Origin of the sequence: Glutamicibacter sp. M10, from assembly GCF_025452055.1 — a bacterium.
Taxonomy (GTDB): Bacteria; Actinomycetota; Actinomycetes; order Actinomycetales; family Micrococcaceae; genus Glutamicibacter.
Genome location: NZ_CP104918.1, coordinates 1,136,961 through 1,154,472 on the forward strand (window position 1 = coordinate 1,136,961; position 17,512 = coordinate 1,154,472).

The 17,512-nt window shown below is 55.8% G+C and carries 20 protein-coding genes, 1 pseudogene and 1 riboswitch; of the genes and pseudogenes, 12 read left to right on the top strand and 9 right to left on the bottom strand.

Features of this window, described 5'->3' with window-relative positions:
- The first annotated feature begins 339 nt into the window (after positions 1–339).
- Complete coding sequence (locus N6V40_RS05540) at positions 340–888, top strand: YceI family protein (RefSeq protein ID WP_262199326.1); 549 nt, start codon at positions 340–342, stop codon at positions 886–888.
- A 115-nt stretch (positions 889–1,003) separates the two neighbouring features.
- On the opposite strand, the gene N6V40_RS05545 is transcribed toward N6V40_RS05540, so the two are convergent.
- A complete protein-coding gene (locus N6V40_RS05545) occupies positions 1,004–1,450 on the bottom strand; it encodes a DUF4190 domain-containing protein (RefSeq protein WP_262199327.1) in 447 nt (148 codons plus the stop codon).
- A gap of 214 nt (positions 1,451–1,664) precedes the next feature.
- Between N6V40_RS05545 and N6V40_RS17600 the strand changes: the two genes are divergently transcribed.
- Positions 1,665–2,045, top strand: a complete 381-nt coding sequence (locus N6V40_RS17600; protein ID WP_396268623.1) for a LysE family translocator — start codon at positions 1,665–1,667, stop codon at positions 2,043–2,045.
- Positions 1,928–2,275: a LysE family translocator gene (locus N6V40_RS05550; RefSeq protein WP_262199701.1), complete on the top strand. Its 348-nt coding sequence runs from the start codon at positions 1,928–1,930 to the stop codon at positions 2,273–2,275. The genes N6V40_RS17600 and N6V40_RS05550 overlap by 118 nt, the downstream gene beginning before the upstream one ends.
- Before the next feature lie 58 nt (positions 2,276–2,333).
- Here N6V40_RS05550 and N6V40_RS05555 read toward each other — a convergent pair whose 3' ends face one another.
- The gene (locus tag N6V40_RS05555) at positions 2,334–2,705 is read right to left on the bottom strand and encodes an ATP-binding cassette domain-containing protein (protein WP_262199328.1); all 372 of its coding nucleotides are present in this window, start codon (positions 2,703–2,705) and stop codon (positions 2,334–2,336) included.
- A gap of 20 nt (positions 2,706–2,725) precedes the next feature.
- On the bottom strand, positions 2,726–3,013 hold the full coding sequence (locus N6V40_RS05560) for an ABC transporter ATP-binding protein (protein ID WP_262199329.1): 288 nt from the start codon (positions 3,011–3,013) through the stop codon (positions 2,726–2,728).
- A 20-nt stretch (positions 3,014–3,033) separates the two neighbouring features.
- Here N6V40_RS05560 and aztB point away from each other — a divergent pair, with 20 nt between their 5' ends.
- The 4 genes from aztB to aztD are packed head-to-tail and all read left to right on the top strand — an operon-like array spanning position 3,034 to position 7,256.
- Entirely contained in the window at positions 3,034–3,903 is an 870-nt protein-coding gene (gene aztB, locus N6V40_RS05565; protein WP_242632491.1) for a zinc ABC transporter permease AztB, read from the top strand.
- The gene (locus tag N6V40_RS05570; protein WP_131089177.1) at positions 3,900–5,147 is read left to right on the top strand and encodes an ABC transporter; all 1,248 of its coding nucleotides are present in this window, start codon (positions 3,900–3,902) and stop codon (positions 5,145–5,147) included. The genes aztB and N6V40_RS05570 overlap by 4 nt, the downstream gene beginning before the upstream one ends.
- Positions 5,147–6,070 carry a metal ABC transporter substrate-binding protein gene (locus N6V40_RS05575; RefSeq protein ID WP_262199330.1) on the top strand — a complete coding sequence of 308 codons (924 nt, stop codon included), beginning with the start codon at positions 5,147–5,149 and terminating at the stop codon, positions 6,068–6,070. Before N6V40_RS05570 ends, N6V40_RS05575 begins: the two co-directional genes overlap by 1 nt.
- A gap of 19 nt (positions 6,071–6,089) precedes the next feature.
- The gene (aztD, locus tag N6V40_RS05580; RefSeq protein WP_262199331.1) at positions 6,090–7,256 is read left to right on the top strand and encodes a zinc metallochaperone AztD; all 1,167 of its coding nucleotides are present in this window, start codon (positions 6,090–6,092) and stop codon (positions 7,254–7,256) included.
- An 80-nt stretch (positions 7,257–7,336) separates the two neighbouring features.
- On the opposite strand, the gene N6V40_RS05585 is transcribed toward aztD, so the two are convergent.
- From N6V40_RS05585 to N6V40_RS05595, 3 genes are read right to left on the bottom strand one after another with little or no spacing between them, the layout of a single operon-like run.
- Complete coding sequence (locus N6V40_RS05585) at positions 7,337–7,969, bottom strand: LutC/YkgG family protein (protein WP_262199332.1); 633 nt, start codon at positions 7,967–7,969, stop codon at positions 7,337–7,339.
- Entirely contained in the window at positions 7,966–9,417 is a 1,452-nt protein-coding gene (locus N6V40_RS05590; RefSeq protein ID WP_396268625.1) for a LutB/LldF family L-lactate oxidation iron-sulfur protein, read from the bottom strand. The genes N6V40_RS05585 and N6V40_RS05590 overlap by 4 nt, the downstream gene beginning before the upstream one ends.
- 17 nt (positions 9,418–9,434) lie before the next feature.
- Complete coding sequence (locus N6V40_RS05595; RefSeq protein ID WP_262199334.1) at positions 9,435–10,199, bottom strand: (Fe-S)-binding protein; 765 nt, start codon at positions 10,197–10,199, stop codon at positions 9,435–9,437.
- A gap of 111 nt (positions 10,200–10,310) precedes the next feature.
- Between N6V40_RS05595 and N6V40_RS05600 the strand changes: the two are divergent.
- Together N6V40_RS05600 and N6V40_RS05605 are read left to right on the top strand one after the other, a co-directional pair.
- Positions 10,311–12,022: pseudogene (locus N6V40_RS05600) on the top strand (L-lactate permease).
- A 26-nt stretch (positions 12,023–12,048) separates the two neighbouring features.
- On the top strand, positions 12,049–12,756 hold the full coding sequence (locus N6V40_RS05605) for a FadR/GntR family transcriptional regulator (protein WP_262199335.1): 708 nt from the start codon (positions 12,049–12,051) through the stop codon (positions 12,754–12,756).
- A 145-nt stretch (positions 12,757–12,901) separates the two neighbouring features.
- Here N6V40_RS05605 and N6V40_RS05610 read toward each other — a convergent pair whose 3' ends face one another.
- Positions 12,902–13,255 (bottom strand): SDR family NAD(P)-dependent oxidoreductase, encoded by a 354-nt coding sequence (locus N6V40_RS05610; RefSeq protein ID WP_262199336.1) that lies wholly within the window; start codon positions 13,253–13,255, stop codon positions 12,902–12,904.
- Complete coding sequence (locus N6V40_RS17605) at positions 13,153–13,800, bottom strand: SDR family NAD(P)-dependent oxidoreductase (protein ID WP_396268425.1); 648 nt, start codon at positions 13,798–13,800, stop codon at positions 13,153–13,155. Before N6V40_RS17605 ends, N6V40_RS05610 begins: the two co-directional genes overlap by 103 nt.
- Positions 13,801–13,807: 7 nt before the next feature.
- Here N6V40_RS17605 and N6V40_RS05615 point away from each other — a divergent pair, with 7 nt between their 5' ends.
- From N6V40_RS05615 to N6V40_RS05625, 3 genes are all read left to right on the top strand, one after another.
- Complete coding sequence (locus N6V40_RS05615; RefSeq protein WP_262199337.1) at positions 13,808–14,287, top strand: MarR family winged helix-turn-helix transcriptional regulator; 480 nt, start codon at positions 13,808–13,810, stop codon at positions 14,285–14,287.
- Between the two features lie 608 nt (positions 14,288–14,895).
- The gene (locus tag N6V40_RS05620) at positions 14,896–15,666 is read left to right on the top strand and encodes an SDR family oxidoreductase (protein ID WP_262199338.1); all 771 of its coding nucleotides are present in this window, start codon (positions 14,896–14,898) and stop codon (positions 15,664–15,666) included.
- On the top strand, positions 15,656–16,711 hold the full coding sequence (locus tag N6V40_RS05625; RefSeq protein WP_262199339.1) for an L-idonate 5-dehydrogenase: 1,056 nt from the start codon (positions 15,656–15,658) through the stop codon (positions 16,709–16,711). The genes N6V40_RS05620 and N6V40_RS05625 overlap by 11 nt, the downstream gene beginning before the upstream one ends.
- A 74-nt stretch (positions 16,712–16,785) precedes the next feature.
- On the opposite strand, the gene N6V40_RS05630 is transcribed toward N6V40_RS05625, so the two are convergent.
- Positions 16,786–17,340, bottom strand: a complete 555-nt coding sequence (locus N6V40_RS05630) for an OsmC family protein (RefSeq protein ID WP_262199340.1) — start codon at positions 17,338–17,340, stop codon at positions 16,786–16,788.
- Between the two features lie 33 nt (positions 17,341–17,373).
- Positions 17,374–17,494, bottom strand: a riboswitch (SAM riboswitch).
- Positions 17,495–17,512: the final 18 nt, after the last annotated feature.

The following is a 17,512-nucleotide window of genomic DNA, read 5'->3' on the forward strand; positions in this document are numbered from 1 at the left end:
AAAGGCTGGATCCTGACACTTGAAAGTGTCGGGATCCAGCCTTTGTCATTGAAGATTCACGGGAAGTTATTCCCAACGGCAAGTGATGGGCGCATGATTGAAAAGGTGAATGAGACTGGTGTGGCTGTTCGCGGACACGTTCAGGGCGTCACAGGAGCCGAGGCAAAATAAGTTTTCTGGCAAACATTCAAGTCAGAAACGATTTATCGGGTTGAGTCTCTAAAACGAGGAAAATTTTTAGCAAAGTTGTTGACGCTTCAACTTTCTTCGTGCAATACTTGTATCAGCAAAACAAATTGAACCGTCAACTAATTGTTGGCGTGATGAAAGGACTTAGATATGACTGCATCTGCACTGACTTCCGGCACCTGGAACCTTGACGCTTCACACTCCGAGGTCGGCTTCTCGGTCCGTCACGCTGGTATCTCCAAGGTTCGCGGTAGCTTCACCGAATTCGATGCAACCCTGACCGTCGGCGAAACCCTGGCTGACTCCAGCGTTGTTGCCAACGTTCAGATCGCCTCGGTCAACACCAAGGACGCAAACCGCGATGGACACCTCAAGAGCGCTGACTTCTTCGACGCCGAGCAGTTCCCAGCCATGACCTTCAAGTCCACCGGCATCAAGGGTGACTCGGAAGAATTCGTCTTGGTCGGCGAGCTGACCGTCCGTGGCGTTTCGAAGGAAGTTGAATTCGACGTAGAGCTTGGTGGCCAGGCAGTGGACGCATTCGGTGCAACCCGCGCTGGCTTCTTCGCAAGCACCACCATTTCCCGCAAGGAATTCGGCATCACCTGGAACGCAGCTCTTGAAGCTGGCGGTGTTTTGGTCAGCGACAAGGTCAAGATCGAAATCGATGCTTCCTTCGTGCTTCCAACCGAAGCCTAAATAAAACTTCCCGAAGGCCGTCGCATGGGGTGACGGAATAGAGGGCCGATACAGACAAAGCCTCCGAACCATTCGTGGTTCGGAGGCTTTGTTGTTAAGTGTCTTTTAGCTGAACCTAGAAATCGTACGATCCATCAGAAACGCCCGGAGCGAAGAGCGAGAGTGCGATGGTGCCAACGATGACCGCGATCCAAAGCAACCCGATAATAGTGCCAATCCAACCGGTCACCTTGCCCACGGTGGCGGCGGTATTAAACTCACGCTCTGCGCGGGTGGCTTTAACGATAGCGATGGGACCCAAGATGATGCTGAGGACAAATATAGAAAGAATGCCGAGGATCATGGATGTCTGGGCCAGTTCGCTACCTGCGATCTGATTCTGATTTGGGTACCCCTGATTTGGGTAACCCTGATAACCCTGTTGGTACGGCGAGCTCTGATTAGGCGACTGCTGGTATCCGAACTGCTGATACTGACGGGACTGGCCATTCTGCTGATTTTGTCCTTGGTTTGGCTGGCCTGAAGTGTACGGATTCTGTGGTTCGCCATTCGGAGTCGACATTGCGGCCTGCTTTCAAACTAGGTGGTTAGTTCATTAAATCAATCATGCGGCCAATTCACGCAAATAAATTGTGTTTGGGTCAATGAGGTGTCACTTCCGGGCGCTAGAAAAGTCATCATGAGAAAGTCATCAGTTAGTCGGGCGAGCCAATTGGTTTCTAGAATGGTGAATCATGACTTGGGCTTCGTTTTGCGCGTATCTTGGCGTGTGCGTGATGGTGACACTTTCACCCGGACCAGATACTTTTTTGGTACTGCGCTATTCGCTGGTTCGTCAGCTACACGGAGTCATCGCGGCTCTAGGGATGATGGTGGCCATCTTTGCCTGGGCCACCCTGGCCGGGGCCGGAGCGGCTTCGGTCATTCAACGATTCCCTATCGTTGAGACGGTCATCTCGACTCTCGGTGGACTGTATCTGATCTATCTCGGGCTCTCTGGTTTTTCAAATCACGAGCGGTCGCTAAAGCCGACAGCGCTATCGCTCGCACCGAAACCCGTTCCACCACCGCGCGGCAGGTTCACTCGCTGGGCAAAACTTTTACCGCCGGCATGCTCTCGGCTGCGCTCAATCCGAAGCTGGGCCTACTGTTTCTAGCGATGATGCCAAGCTTTATTCCCCAAGGTTCTAATACCTTCGTGTGGGGCATGGGGCTGGGCGCAATCTTCGCTTCGGTTGGATTCATCTACATGCTGATTTTGAGCACGGCAGCGTCAAAAGCGATGCACTGGTTCAAGCGCCCAGAGATCGCTTTGCGCTTGGAATGGGTTGCTTGCGCAGCGCTATTCATCATGGGTGTGGGCGTACTTGTCCACGCGTTCTTTTAGAACGAGGCACGGCATAACACTCATATCGAGAAGGCATCTGTAGCATCGATAGCTAGCGTTAGGTGGCCAGGCTTGGTATTGGGCGCTGCGCAATAGCGCCGTCGCGCAAGGTAATGGTTCGATCCGCAAGCATTTGAGAATCGTGATCATGGGTCACCAGCACCACCGCTAGGCCATGGTCCGCTTCGGCGCGCAAAATCTTATGAATCGCATCCCGACTTGAAGTATCCAGCGAAGCCAGAGGTTCATCGAGCAGTAGTACGGGAGTTTGCTGGACCAATCCTTGAGCAACTAGCGCACGCTGGCGCTGCCCGCCGGAAAGCGTGGAGAAATTTCGGCGTTCAAATCCACTAAGGCCCACGCGCTCTAGTCCCTGTGCGACGACCCGATTGCGTTCTATTCGTGTGGATCGGGTGTGCCATGTCCCCATCGCTACAACATCGGCCACACTCAGTGGCAGAGCCGGGGAGTGTTGGGTCTTTGAACCACCAGCGCAACTGGAACCGGTCGTTCGATGTGACCGTGGCTGGGCAGCATGACACCAGCAATCAGTTCAAGCAATGTTGACTTTCCTGACCCATTGGCGCCTGTGATGGCCAGTATTTCTCCCTTGTTGATAGTCAGTGATACTCCGTGCAGTATTTCTTCCTGAGCATAGGAAAAATGCACCGAGTGAACGTGGATCAAAGTGTTGGGTGTTGTCATAGCTCCAGTGTAGCAATTGATAATGATTCTCATTTAAGGTTACTCTGTGTCATGTGTTGATACTTCCTTTCACTTCTGAGTTCATGGAGCGCGCCCTGATCGGCGGCAGCTTGGTCGCAGTTATTTGTGCCATCGCCGGTACATGGGTCGTGATTCGTGGGATGGCTTTTCTCGGCGAAGCGATAGGCCACGGCATGCTCCCTGGAGTTGCCCTCGCGACCGTATTGGGACTGCCGGTAATGCTCGGCGCTGCGGCCAGTGCCGTGGTGATGACTGGCCTACTTGGTGCAATGCAACGGAAAGGAAAACTTTCCTACGACACCAGCATCGGTCTGGTCTTCGTGGGCATGCTGTCACTGGGAATCATCATCGTCTCCCACTCACGTAGCTTTGCCACGGACGCCACAAGTATGCTCTTTGGCGACATCCTGGCCATCAACACTGCGGACCTGTGGCTTCTAGCCGGTGCCTTGTTGCTGAGCGTGGCCATTGCCGTGAAGTTTCACCGAGCCTTCGTAGCTAGTGCGTTCGACACTCGAATCGCCTTGACCTTGGGCTTCAAGCCAGGACTAGCACAAATCATGCTGGTGCTTTTAGTAGCGCTGTCTATCACAGCCTCCTTCCGGTCTGTCGGAACGTTGCTGGTGGTTGGCATGCTACTGGCGCCAGTCGTAGCGGCCAAGGTTTGGGTAGCGCGCATTCCCGCCATCATGATCCTGGCCGCCGTTTTCGGAGTGCTCAGTGTGAGCGGCGGACTACTAATTTCTTGGTACGCACAAACGGCAGCGGGGCCTTCAATCTCTTGCCTGGCCATTTCGTTGGCCGGCATTTCGGCCTTGATTCAAAAGCTTCTGAGTACTCACAAGTGCATGCCTGAAACGACACACAATAAATCGCTACTACACGTTGAAAGTGCCACATGAAGGCTCAGTCCTACTCACTTACCGCAGTACTACTAAGCGCAGTACTACTGGCGGGATGCGCCGCCTCTCCGTCCGCCACCAACGACGATAGCGCCGTGGAACCGGCAGATCACGGAGCCGTTGAAGGAGCACAAGAAATGCCCGAGGCACCACTACATCTAGTGACAGTGGACGCTAGCGGCACAAGCGGAATGCTGGATCTGCTCACCGATGAAGAAACTGAACTGAGCGAGCTAAAGAACATCCAGAACCTCCAAACCGAGGGACGCTACCTCTTTGCAGATACGGGGGCAGGGGTAGACATCGTTGATAGCGGGATGTGGAGCTGGAACCACACGGACCATTTCCATTACTACCGCGGCACACCGCAAACTGTCGGTCATCTCGATGGCGAGGGACCAGCGCAGATCATCGGTGGACCGCTCTCCACCGCAGGAAGTACCGGTGTTTATTTCCCAAAGACGGGAAGGGGAATTCTTCTAAAGAATTCTGAACTGGCCAAGGGTAACGTCAGTGAACAATTCACTACTCAAGCCTCACCTCATCAAGGTCTACTGACTCCGCTGGGAGAAGGTGCCATAACTAGCGAAGCTAAAAGTGAAACGGCTCCGGCACAAGTGCAATATTTGGACGCCGAGGGCCACCCGGTAGACGGTGCAAACGCTCCCTGCGCTAACCCGAGTGATGCCACACAGACTGCTGCAGGACTCGCTATCGCGTGTGAAGAAGGCATCCTCGTTGCCAACGAAGAACAGCCTGGACACCCAGAATTTGAACTGGTGAAATATCCCCAAGGGACTACCGCTGATGAACGAGTTGACCAGCTTGAACATCGCAAGGCCCGCCCTGTGGTGGCTGGTCTGGCAGGGGAGCGAGGGGCTTGGGTTATTAATACCCGAGACCTGAGCATGAACAGAATTATGGAGGATCAGAACCTCCTGAAGGTCACTGCCGTGGGGGATAAAGACGGCAACGTGGTGGCTGTAGATGCAAGCGGACGGGTGCTGGTCTACTCCACAGAAGCCGGAAAAACTACCGGAGTCAGCAAGCCAGTGCTTCAGGAAACTGTGAAAAATCCTCAGGCCTTGGCGAGCACAAATTTGGTCGTCGATGCTCAGCGAGCCTACGTGAATGCCCCTGCGCAGAAGAGAGTGTTTGAAATCGATTTTGCTGATTCAGCACGGATCGCCCGCACCCTTAGCCCGCAAATAGATCCGACCTGGATGACTCAGGTGGGGAATTGATGAGCAACAATATAAGGCACTCAGGTAAAGCGCTGGCCTTGCTGCTGGGCGTATCGCTGTTACTGACTGGCTGCATCGGCACGGCACAGCAAGATGAGAAACCGAGCATTGTGGTCACCACCAACATTCTTGGAAATGTTGTGCAGAACCTAGTCGGTGACCAAGCCCAAGTTCACACGCTGATGCCCCCAAATGTTGATCCGCACTCCTTTGAGATCTCCGCGCAGCAAGCCGCCTTGCTCCATGATTCAGACCTGGTGGTTTCCAACGGGTTGAATTTGGAAGAAGGCCTGCAACATCAGCTGGACGCGGTTGATGAGGCCGAAAACAACCACTTTGTCGCCAGCGATCATTTTGAGGTTCTAGAGGTTGCAGGGTCTAACGGTGCAGCCGACCCACATTTCTGGACCGACCCAGCAAAGATGATCCAGGTGGTTGACGCCTTACACCAGCAACTCAAGGATCTCCCCGGAATTTCTGCGGAACAGTTGGCTTCCGATACCCAGGGGTACCGCGCCGAGCTCACTGAGCTTGAACAGCAGATGACCGCTTCTTTCGCGCAGATTCCCGAACAGTCTCGGGCGTTGGTAACCAACCACCATGTTTTTGGTTATCTCGCCGAACGCTTCGGATTCAAAACCATTGGGGCAGTGATCCCTTCGGGGACAACACTCGCCTCTCCAAGTGCAGCGGATCTAGCGTCGCTGGCCGAAGCCATTCGTAGTTCAAAGGTCCCCGCGATCTTTGTTGAGTCGGCCCAGCCGGGCAAGCTGGCACGCGCCCTGGCCGATGAAGCCCAAGTAGAGGTACAAATCGTCGAATTGTATTCAGAATCGCTCACGCCACCGCATCAAGGGGCCGATAGCTATCTGCAGATGATGCAAGTGAACACCGAACGAATCACCCATGCCCTGCGCAACTAAGCGCAACAAGAAAGGAATCATGAATCTCATCTCGCCTCGCACCCTCAAAGCCGGGTCAGCTCTAGCCGTCCTAGGTCTACTGGCCACCGCATGCACCGCACCCAGTGCTGCCGAATCCGAAACTGTGTCACCAACTAGGATCGCGGTGACCTATAAAGACGGCGTCTCAGTACTCGACGGGAAGTCACTGAAAGTACTCAAGAGTTTTGACACCGAAGAATTCACGCGATTGAACTCGGCAGGAGATGGCAAAAACTTCCTGCTCACCACCTCCAAAGGATTCCAAGTTCTGGATGCAACGGCTCCTGAACTGACCGAGACCACCTTTGTCGCCGGAGCTGCTGGACATGTGGTTCCACATGCTGGCAAGACAGCGCTCTTTGACGACGGCAGCGGAACCACCACGATCTTCGACACCAATAAGCTCGCGGAGGCCGATGGAAAACTGCCGGAGGTTCAAACTGTCGAATCCCCAGCTCATCACGGGGTCTCGGTGGCCTTGGACGACGGTTCCTTGTTGACCACCGTTGGTGATGACACCTCACGTACCGGTGTGAAACTGCTTGATGACAAACAGCAGAAGATCGCCGAAAGCACCGATTGCCCGGGAGTGCACGGTGAAGGTACCGCTGCAGATGGCCGTGCAGTCTTCGGCTGTGAGGACGGGGCATTGGTATTTGCTGACGGAAAATTCACGAAGCTCACCGCACCTGATACCTATGGTCGCATGGGCAACGCCTACGTCTCACCAACCAGTGAATTAGTCATTGGCGACTACAAGGATGACCCAGATGCCGAGGGCAATTTGCTGCACCAGATCACCCTGATCGATACCGCCAAGCTCAGCTACAAGGTAGTAGATCTGCCCAAGGGAATTGAATACACCTGGCGCGGAGTCACCCGTGGTCCACAGGATCTTGGTTACCTGTTAGGTACCGACGGTAAGATCCACGTGATTGATCCAAGCACCGGGAAGATCACCCGTGACATCGATGTTATTGACCCGTGGGAAGGACCGGCCGAATGGCAGGAAGCCCACCCGTCCCTGCGCATTGATGGCAACACCGCCTACGTCAGCGAACCAGCTAAGAAGTCGGTGTACGCCATCGACCTTGAGACCGGTAAAAAGACTGCGACCGTGAGACTGGACGCGGAGCCTAACGAAATGGCTGTGACCACCAAGTAGAGCTTGCAGAAGAAATAGTTGTGGCCGATTGCCCGCCCGAATCTGGGTGGGGAATCGGCCACAAGTCTGAGCGCGTCGAATTACAGACCGCGCACCATCAGTACATCCAAGGTTCGTGGACCGTGCACACCCTCAACACGTTCGAGCTCGATATCACTGGTGGCCGAAGGCCCAGAAATCCAAGTTAGCGGGCGGGTGATAGAAAGCCGTGGCATGGCTTCGGGCAGTAGCTGCACAATCGTGGAGATCGGCACAATGCACACGTGGTGATCCGGTACCAACGAGATGGCACGACGTCCCTGATCTGGCTGACCATCAAGGATGATGGTGCCCGACTCCGCGACGGAGACTGCTGAAGAAGTCACCACCGCACTGGTGGCATCTAGTTCGGCCACGCTCAAGCGGGCGCCGGGAGCATCAAGACGCTGTTCCACATCTTTGTCTAGCGCCGAAAGCCAGTGGGTATCTAGGCCCTGCGGGTAGACAACACTGCTGGCGTCCTTGAGCTTGGCTGCCACAAATTCAGGAATCTGCGCCGCATCGATGACCTCAACGCCGGCCTTGTAATCCACCAAACGGTCTACCAAGAGTTCGATGAGCTGCTCTTCATTCATGGCGGAGGTGGTGCGGTATTCGCGCGGCACTTCTTCGGTCACCGGGGTATCGGCTAGGGCCGTACGAATCCTTGAGAGGATCTCATCTTTGGCGCTCACTTGGACTCCTTTTCGTCGCTCCACCAGTCGCGGAAAGACTTACTTGGTGGTGCGGGAATGTCGCGGCTCTGGGTCCACCCGGCAGCGATGCCCGGCAGCTTTTTGATCTTCTTATCCTTACCGGCGGCCAATCGACCCAGTGGCAGTGCTTTTTCGAGCAGACCAATATTTTTGCCCTTGCCCAAAGCCCAAGATCCGCCCTTCATCAATAGATCCATCTGGGTAGGCAGTTTGTGCTTGTCACGTTTGGCATCCACATCTTCGCCGCGCAGGTGCACAAGGATTTCTGGGATGTTGATCTTTACCGGGCAGGCTTCATAGCAAGCCCCACACAGTGAGGAAGCGTAAGGAAGAGATCCGTTTTCCTCAACCTCGATGCCGGTGAGCAGCGGGGAGAGGATCGCGCCGATCGGGCCCGGGTAGGTTGAACCATAGGCGTGACCGCCCGTGCGCTCGTAGACCGGGCAGACGTTCATGCAGGCCGAGCAACGAATGCAGTTCAGCGCGGTGCGGCCAAAACGATCGGCCAGGGCTCGGGTGCGTCCGTTATCGAGCAAGACGATGTGCACATTCTGCGGGCCGTCGTCTTCGGTGACACCGGTCCACAGTGAGGTGTACGGGTTCATGCGCTCACCGGTGGAGGAGCGTGGCAACAGCTGCATGAAGACCTCGATGTCCTCCCACTGCGGCAGTACCTTCTCGATACCCATCACGGTGATCAGGGTCTCTGGCAGGGTCAGGCACATGCGGCCGTTGCCTTCGGACTCGACCACGCCCAAGGTGCCGGTATCGGCTAGGGCAAAGTTGGCTCCGGAGATCGCGACCTTGGCAGCCAAGAACTTCTTGCGTAGGTGGGCACGAGCCGCTTCGGCCAACTTGGCTGGCTCATCGGTCAGGTTCGGATCCACCACCGGCATCTCCTTCAGGAAGATGTCGCGCACCTCGGTGCGGTTTTTGTGGATGGCAGGAACCAGGATGTGGCTTGGCTTGTCGTGGCCTAGCTGGACAATCAGTTCGGCAAGGTCGGTTTCAAAAGCACTAATACCTTCGGTTTCCAAGTGCTCGTTGAGGCCAATTTCCTGAGTGGCCATGGACTTAACCTTGACCACCTCGGTGGAGCCGGTGGCTTTAACAAGATCGGTGACAATCTGGTTCGCTTCATCCGTGTCACGGGCCCAGTGGACAATACCGCCGCGTGCGGTGAAGTTCTTTTCGAATTCCAGCAGACGCTCTTCAAGGGTGGCCATCGAATTGTTCTTGATGACGCTGCCCGCATCACGCAGGGCTTCCCAGTCGGGGAGTTCACCAACGACCTTCAGGCGCTTATCGCGGATGGTGTGGGTGGCATGGCGCAGGTTTTTGCGCATCTGGGTGTTGCCCAGTTCGCGGTGCGCTGCCTGGGGGAAAGGCTCGGATTCGAACAGGTTGCCCTGTCCGCCAGCGGGCATGCCGAGGAATACCTGAGTCACAGTGACACCGTCTCTTCCATGGTGCTGGCCAGAATGTCGGCCAGGTGCAGGGTTTTTGGTTTGGCTCCGGTGCGGGAAAGGCCACCGCCGATGTGCATCAGGCAGGAGGCATCACCGCCGGAACAGGCCGAAGCGCCGGTGGAGCAAATGTTTTTCACCTTGTCATCAAGCATGGCCGAGGAGACATCCGCGTTTTTGATCGAGAAGGTTCCACCAAAACCGCAGCACTGGTCGGCCTCTGGAAGTTCATTGACGGTAATACCGCCGACGGTCTTGAGTAGGTCCAGCTGTCGATCGCCTAGTCCCAAGGACCGCATGCCGTGGCAGGACGGGTGGTAGGTGATGGTTTCGGGGAAGTAGCTGCCTAGTTGTTCGGCCGCATTGGTGATGCCAAGAACGTCCACCAGTAGCTGGGTCAGTTCATAGGTGCGCGCCCCAACGGCCTTGGCTCGTTCCTTGAGTTCTGGTTTGCCCAAGCGATCAGCTAGGTAGGGGTGCTGGTGCTTAACCGAGGCAACGCAGGAACCGGAAGGGGCGACTGCAACGTCGTAGTCGTCGGTGTCGAAGGCATTGATGTGGTTTTCGACCACGGGCAAGGCTTCGGGCATGTAGCCGGAGTTCATGTGCATCTGCCCGCAGCAGGCTTGTGCCCTGGGGAAAATTACCTCATGTCCCAAGCGTTCGAGCAACTTCACTGTCGACTTGGCGGTTTCTGGATACATAGCGTCCACTATGCACGTGGCAAAGAGAGCGATTCGCATAATAAATGACTCTTTCAGAGTGTGGTCTGACCATACTATGCGAAGAAATTCGTAATAGTCAAGACTTGTTGTGATGACACTCACGTTGTACTCTTGGTGGTCGGACCACATATGGTCAGACCATCTTCTAGTAAGGACGCCCACACCGTGTTTACACCATCTACCGAGCCGATAGCGGGCAGTGTTGCCCTCTCGGCGCTTGTTGCTTTAATCCCTTTGATCACCTTCTTTGTACTGTTGGCTGTGATCAAAACCAAGGCGCACTGGGCCGGATTGGGATCTCTGGCAGTCGCCATTATCGTCGCCATTATTGGATGGAAAATGCCGGTATTGATGGCACTGAACTCCGGGGCGATGGGAATGGTTTTGGGGCCTTCCCGATCGTCTGGATCGTGGTCATGGCCATCTTCCTCTACCAAGTCACCGTCAAATCCGGACGCTTTGAAGACCTGCGTCGTGTCTTCGACGTGATCGGCGGCGGGGACGTAAGAATTCAGGCTGTGTTGATCGCTTTCTGCTTTGGTGGGTTGCTTGAAGCGCTGGCTGGATTTGGTGCACCGGTAGCCATTACCGCCACCATGCTGCTGGCTTTGGGGCTGTCTCCGCTGCGTGCGGCTTGTGCCGTGCTGATTGCCAACACTGCACCAGTGGCTTTTGGTGCGGTGGCCATCCCCATCACTACCGCTGGTGCGTTGACCGGAATCCCGGCTCATGAAATTGGTGCCGTGGTAGGCCACCAGTCGCCGCTGTTGGCGTTGTTTGTACCAACTATCTTGGTGCTGATCCTTGACGGTTGGCGCGGTGTGCGCCAGGTGCTGCCAGCGACCCTGACTATCGGTATTTCCTTCGGTATCGCCCAGTGGCTGTGCTCCACCTACTTCTCGTACGAACTCACTGATATCGTGGCCTCGTTGGTTGGATTGGCCGCAGCGGTCATCTTATTGCGCTTCTGGACTCCTAAGGGTGCATCCGAAGCACGCCAGCGCGTGTTGACCGCTGAGGCTGCTGCATTGCCGGTGGAGCAGGGCACTAAATTGCACGGACTAAATACCTGGATGGCGCTGTTCCCATACTTGCTGGTCATCGTCATCTTCGGCCTGGCCAAACTGTGGAAATTGGGAATCGACATCCCAGCGTGGCTGGCTAGTACTGACATCAAGTTCGGTTGGCCAGGACTATATGGGGAAGTGGTGGACTCCAGCGGCAAGGCTGTCTCGTCAACCATGTACACCTTCTCGTGGTTGTCCTCGCCGGGTACTCTGCTGCTGATCACCGGCGTGATTGTTGCTTTTGTATATTCACGCAATACCTCCGGCGGCAAGTACGCCTTGACCTTTGGTGAAGGTCTGTCGGAAATCGGCAAGACTATCTACAACATGCGATTTGCCGCGTTGACCATCCTTTCGGTGCTCGGCTTGGCCTATGTGATGAACCTGTCCGGCCAGACCATTACGGTGGGCACTTGGCTGGCTGGAGCCGGTGGATTCTTTGCGTTCCTTTCACCAATTCTTGGCTGGATCGGCACCGCCGTGACCGGCTCGGATACTTCTGCGAACGCGTTGTTTGCCAAGCTGCAGCAGACCGCTGGTGTGAATGCGGGTATTGACCCCAACCTATTGGTGGCTGCTAATACCTCAGGTGGTGTGGTCGGCAAGCTGATCTCCCCGCAGAACCTTGCGATCGCCGCAACCAGCGTGAAGATGGAAGGCCAGGAATCGGTCATCCTCAAGAAGGTCGCCGGATGGTCTGTAGGCATGCTGCTGGTGCTGTGCTGTTTGGTTTACCTGCAGTCCACCCCGGTGCTTTCGTGGATGCTTCCGTAGTTCTTTGACCGGCTAAAATAGATTCGATGCCTATTAACCCAGCTCCGCGTGCGTACCAGGTCGTGCTTCAAGCAATTGAGGAAGATCTGCTGACCGAGAAGCTGTCCGTTGGGGACCAGCTTCCAGGCGAACGTGCGCTCGCGGAGCAACATGGGATTTCTCGTGCCTCGGTGCGAGATGCCATTCGCATCCTTGATGTGATGGGCATAATTAAGACTTCCACGGGCTCCGGACCCAACTCCGGGGCCGTGATCATCTCCAACCCTTCGGCCGGGATCTCCCAGGCCTTGCGCCTGCATTTGGCGGCTAAGGGCATCAATGTTCGCGAGATCGTTGAATCGCGCATTCTGCTCGAGACCTGGGCTGCGCAAATGACTCCGCGCGATCCAATCCAGGCAAAGCAGGTCATTGAGCGCACTGCTGTGTTGATTATGCGTATGGATGACGCGCAACTGTCCCGCGAATCCTTCCATCGTATTGATGCCGAGTTCCACGTACTGCTGGCTTCCATGGCCGGCAATGCGGTGGTGGAGTCCATGATGGAATCGCTGCGCAACTCGATTAGTGACTATGTTGCGGCATCGATTCCTGACGACGAATCGTGGCAACCTGTGGTCAAGGTTTTACGCCGCCAACACAAGGCCATCCACCATGCTTTTGCTACTGGCCAGCGTGAACGAGCAGCGCAGCTGCTCGAAGAACACATCACTTGGTTCTACTCGCAGACGCACTAGATCCCCAAATTAGTCCGGAACCCACGTCTTCGTCTACGGGCAATACCCCAAGGCGCAGCAGGAAGACATCGATCTTAAATATGTGTTCATGGTGGCGGCCCTGCTCTACTCCAAGCCTTTAGGGACCGCCCTGTTTGGTTGGCGATTATTCGGAGGCGCTGGCTTCTTGATTCCGGTAGCGAGTCGCGAGCTCAGATCCAAGATTTTCGCCCATGATGCGGCGTTCAATTCCGGTAAATTGCTCTACTAGTTGTTCATCTTCCAGTCCGGGAAGACAAACGACTTCCCCGAGCGAGAATCCTACCCACCCTGCCTGAGCTACGTCTTCGGCCGTCATGGCACGGGGGCCCTGCGACTTTCCACCGTTCCATTCCGTGGACACCAAACCCGGGCACACTACAGTTGCCTGCACCCCGGTGCCGTGCAACTCCGATGCGAGAACTCGGGTAAAAGCCATCGTCCCTGCCTTAGCTCCCACGTACAGCGCGCGCTGTGGCAACGTTGCACTTGTGCCGGGCGTTCCCGACGACGAGTTAGTACCCGGGGTTGGTCGGCACCCGCACTAAATGCGAGGTTGGAGGCAACACTGATGATTCCACCCCGCCCGCGTCCCAGCATGCCGGGGAGTGCTGCTCTGGCCAGGACCGGTGTGACATCAGCATTTAGTGTCCAAGCTCGATCCAGCTCACCGGGGTCGATTTCTGCGAACGGCCCATAAGCGCTGACTCCTGCATTTGATACGAGGACATCAATGTCACCGGCAGCGGCACGTTCAACTGCGCGTTTCAGGCCTGCTTTCTCGGAGAGGTCTACGGTCAGGGTTTCTGAGCTTGCTCCCGCGTCGGAAAGTCGCTCGGCTAGCGCTGCTAGCCTGTCTGCTCTCCGGGCGACAAGTACTAAGTCGTGGCCCGCCTCGGCAAGAACCGTTGCCATGGCGGCGCCGATCCCAGAACTAGCTCCTGTGATGAATGCGATTGGTCGAGACATATTGACTCGAAGTGTTGACGAGTATAAAGCGTTTGATAGATGACAATGAGTGTACATTAAAGTTATGAGTGAAAATTCTATGGCGGAGACCCCGGATCCCCGAGCCCGAGTAATTTGGGCGTTGCGTCGGGCGGAGCTGGCAGTGCAGAACCTGAAAGACCGTCAGCTTCGAGCAGTGGGGTTACGCTCCTCGCACTACGCGTTGCTCGCATCGGTGAGCGCCGAACCGGGGCTTGCTGGAGCCACGCTTGCACGTCGACTCAACGTCACTCCTCAGGCAATCGCTTCTCTGGCCACCCGGTTGGAAACACTCGGCCTCATTGAGCGGAAGGTTCATCCGCGGCACGCGCAAGTGCAGGAATTGTATTTGACTGATGCAGGGCGTACCGCGTTGAACGCAGGCGAGGCCATCGTAGATGACCTTGAAGAACGGGTTGTTGAATTGCTCGGTGCCGAAGAAAGCGAGCATCTGCGGGTGGTCCTTGATCGGCTGGCGGAGCTATTGCCTGCAGAACGCACCGGAAACGAAGTGGCTAATGATTGACATCAGGGGCGTTGCTCAATGAGTTCCTTGAAGATCCGGAAGCATCTGAAAAGAATTACCTTGGGCGCAAACTTGCCGTCGAATTGACCTCACCTCGCGCGGGGCAAAGCATGTACTCGACGCCGGTAATTGAGGGATCCGATCGATCGCACGGCGAGCTACTTGCAGTTTTAGTTCTTCCTTATGGATCCAAGGCTAAAGCTTCGTTCCGAACTCTGGAGGGTATCGCGCCAGAAGGTCGTCTCGTGCTCACCGGTGAGTGCCGAATGGTGGCAAATGAGAACGTTCTGGTATTCAAAAACTGTTCCATCGCGAAAAGTTAGTTTTCGTGGACCCATAGTGTGACTGGCGGAAATGTGCGCTGCTCGACAGGGTGACCCTGCCGAACTTGCGGAAAAGCATTCCCAGCCACCCATGGCGGCTGGAGATTCTTTAAGCCATCAACTGCTCGTCCAGCAATTCATAAATCGTACTTTATTGCAACGTGCGTTACATATATCTGATATCTTTTGAGGGAGCGACGGGGCTACTTTTTGGATACACCACTAGGCCAAGGCCGGTGATGGGTTCCCGTCGGTGAATTATCGACACTTCTTGCGAGGGAATTCATGAGTCAACTTTTTGACCTATCCGGACGTTTGGCCCTGGTCACCGGGTCCTCCCGCGGCATTGGCCGCGAACTTGCCCGAGCGCTAGCCGATGCCGGCGCGACCGTCATTCTTCATGGACGCGATGAGCAACGCTTGGCCCAAACCGTTGCCGAATTTAGCAGCCATTACGGCACCGAAAAAATTCACAGTGCATGCTTTGACGTCACTGATGACGCGGCAGTACGTGAAAATATCGAGGCCATCGAAAAGAACATCGGTGCCATCCGCATCTTGGTCAACAACGCTGGAATTCAGCACCGTGTGCCAATGCTTGAGCTGGAACTAGCTGACTGGCAGCGCGTCATTGATACCAACCTGACCAGCGCGTTCTTGGTAGGACGCGAAGTTGCCCGTGGCATGGTGCAGCGCGGTGAAGGCAAGATCATCAACATCTGCTCGGTACAAACCGACCTGGCGCGCCCCACCATTTCCGCGTACACCGCGGCCAAGGGTGGCCTGCGAAACCTCACCCGCGCCATGACCGCCGAATGGGCTGGTTCCGGACTGCAAATTAATGGCATCGCACCTGGCTACATCCACACCGAAATGACCCAGAACCTCGTTGATGATGAGAAGTTCAACTCTTGGATCTTGGGCCGCACACCAGCAGCCCGTTGGGGAACCGTTGAGGACTTGGCGGGCCCGGCCGTATGGCTGGCCTCGGATGGTTCCAACTACGTCAACGGACAGACTATCTTTATCGACGGAGGCATGAGCGTTGTCGTCTAACACCCTAGCTACTAGCACCGAAGCCGTTGTTGCCCACGCGGCAGGGGATCTACGCGTTGAGCAGATCGAACTAGCCGCACCGGCTGCAGATGAAGCACGCATTTCCATCGCCTACGGCGGTATCTGCGGATCAGACCTGCATTACTGGAGCCATGGTGCTGCCGGTGAATCCATTCTTAAAGCACCTATGGTCTTAGGCCACGAGATTGTTGGCACCGTCCTGCAGACGGCCGCCGATGGCACTGGGCCAGCCGCCGGCACCAAAGTCGCCGTGCATCCGGCAACTCCCGGCGAAACTGGAGAACCTTATCCAACCGAACGTCCCAACCTGTCTCCAGGCTGCACCTATTTAGGATCTGCAGCCCGCTATCCACACACCGAAGGTGCGTTCGCCCGCGAGGTCAACCTACCTGCTCGGATGTTGCGCGCTCTACCCGAGTCCCTTTCACTACGTGATGCCGCGTTGGCGGAACCAGCAGCAGTGGCCTGGCATGCAGTTTCACGTGCGGGAGATGTTGCTGGAAAGCGCGCACTGGTCATCGGTGCCGGCCCCATTGGAGCTTTGGCAGTCGCCGTGCTCAAGCGCGCCGGAGCCGCAGAAATCATTGCGGTGGACATGCATGACAAGCCACTTCAGATCGCAACAAAGCTCGGTGCGACCTCAACCCTGCGGGCGGATGATCAAGAGTCCATCGGCAAGGTTAATGCCGACGTGGTGATCGAGGCTAGTGGCAACTACCGTGGTCTGGCCTCGGCAGTACGCGGTGCTACGCGCGGTGGACGAGTAGTCATGGTTGGCCTGCTACCAACCGGTGAGCAGCCAGCACTGATCTCGCTTGTCATCACCCGTGAACTAGAACTCGTCGGTTCATTCCGTTTTAACGACGAAATTGACCACGTTCTTGCTGCCTTGGCCGACGGGTCGTTACGGATCTCGGATGCTGTCACCCACGAGTTCCCAGTGGGCCAAAGTCTTGAAGCCTTTGAAACGGCCAAGGATGCTTCCACCTCGGGCAAGGTCCTACTGGATTTCCTTAGCGAATAATCCATTACTGTAAAACGCACTGCGGTGGCCCTGAAATTCGGGTCACCGCAGTGCGTTTTTTGGTTCAGCTGAGACTAATTATTAGCTTCAACAACGTGCACCGAGGTAGTCACCGGCACCGGGTTGACGAACAAGTCCAATACTGGGCAGTGAGCATCCACAGCCTGGCGTAGTTCTTCATAACGCTCTGCGGATTCAGGACCCGCAATGTGCACCTGCAAGTCCACGGAGGAGAAGCCCGGACGAATTGTTTCATCAATGCCAAACAGGCCACGAACATCAAGCTGGCCATCAGCGGTGATCTGCACATCATCTACTTGGATGCCCAAGTTTTCCGCGTACAGACGGTAAACAACTACTTGGCAGGAAACCAACGCTGCCAAGGCATATTCCACCGGGCTGGCCGCGATGTCGCTGCCTCCCAGTGCAGCTGGTTCATCAACGGTAAAGCTGTGCTTGCCGGCCCTGATGTTACTGGCTACAGAGTCGAATCCTTCGCCGCGAACACTAAAGGTGAGTTGTGCGCTCTGTGGGGCTGCCGAAATGCGTTCACCCCATCCAGTGCCAGCTTCTTGTAAGCGCGCAGAGCGATCTTCGGCCACGGAAAGTTTCTTGGTTGCGGTAGGCATAAGAGGTGTTCTCCCTTTTCTGACGCAAGGGTGCGCCATCGTTTACGCTTCTTGACTCTCAGGATGCGTCGAATCTTCACCTGGGGCACCCGGCACAATGGCTAGAGGGTTGCCGTCCACTCAGCCAGGGCCGTAGTGAGTGGAACTCGTGATTCAGTGATTCATTTTTATC

Coding starts and splice junctions, on each gene's coding strand:
- N6V40_RS05540 (WP_262199326.1), top strand. CDS start 340: ATGACTGCATCTGCACTGACTTCCGGCACCTGGAACCTTGACGCTTCA.
- N6V40_RS05545 (WP_262199327.1), bottom strand. CDS start 1,450: ATGTCGACTCCGAATGGCGAACCACAGAATCCGTACACTTCAGGCCAG.
- N6V40_RS17600 (WP_396268623.1), top strand. CDS start 1,665: ATGGTGACACTTTCACCCGGACCAGATACTTTTTTGGTACTGCGCTAT.
- N6V40_RS05555 (WP_262199328.1), bottom strand. CDS start 2,705: ATGGGGACATGGCACACCCGATCCACACGAATAGAACGCAATCGGGTC.
- N6V40_RS05560 (WP_262199329.1), bottom strand. CDS start 3,013: ATGAGAATCATTATCAATTGCTACACTGGAGCTATGACAACACCCAAC.
- N6V40_RS05570 (WP_131089177.1), top strand. CDS start 3,900: ATGAAGGCTCAGTCCTACTCACTTACCGCAGTACTACTAAGCGCAGTA.
- N6V40_RS05575 (WP_262199330.1), top strand. CDS start 5,147: ATGAGCAACAATATAAGGCACTCAGGTAAAGCGCTGGCCTTGCTGCTG.
- aztD (WP_262199331.1), top strand. CDS start 6,090: ATGAATCTCATCTCGCCTCGCACCCTCAAAGCCGGGTCAGCTCTAGCC.
- N6V40_RS05590 (WP_396268625.1), bottom strand. CDS start 9,417: ATGCCCGCTGGCGGACAGGGCAACCTGTTCGAATCCGAGCCTTTCCCC.
- N6V40_RS05595 (WP_262199334.1), bottom strand. CDS start 10,199: ATGCGAATCGCTCTCTTTGCCACGTGCATAGTGGACGCTATGTATCCA.
- N6V40_RS05605 (WP_262199335.1), top strand. CDS start 12,049: ATGCCTATTAACCCAGCTCCGCGTGCGTACCAGGTCGTGCTTCAAGCA.
- N6V40_RS17605 (WP_396268425.1), bottom strand. CDS start 13,800: ATGTACACTCATTGTCATCTATCAAACGCTTTATACTCGTCAACACTT.
- N6V40_RS05615 (WP_262199337.1), top strand. CDS start 13,808: ATGAGTGAAAATTCTATGGCGGAGACCCCGGATCCCCGAGCCCGAGTA.
- N6V40_RS05620 (WP_262199338.1), top strand. CDS start 14,896: ATGAGTCAACTTTTTGACCTATCCGGACGTTTGGCCCTGGTCACCGGG.
- N6V40_RS05630 (WP_262199340.1), bottom strand. CDS start 17,340: ATGCCTACCGCAACCAAGAAACTTTCCGTGGCCGAAGATCGCTCTGCG.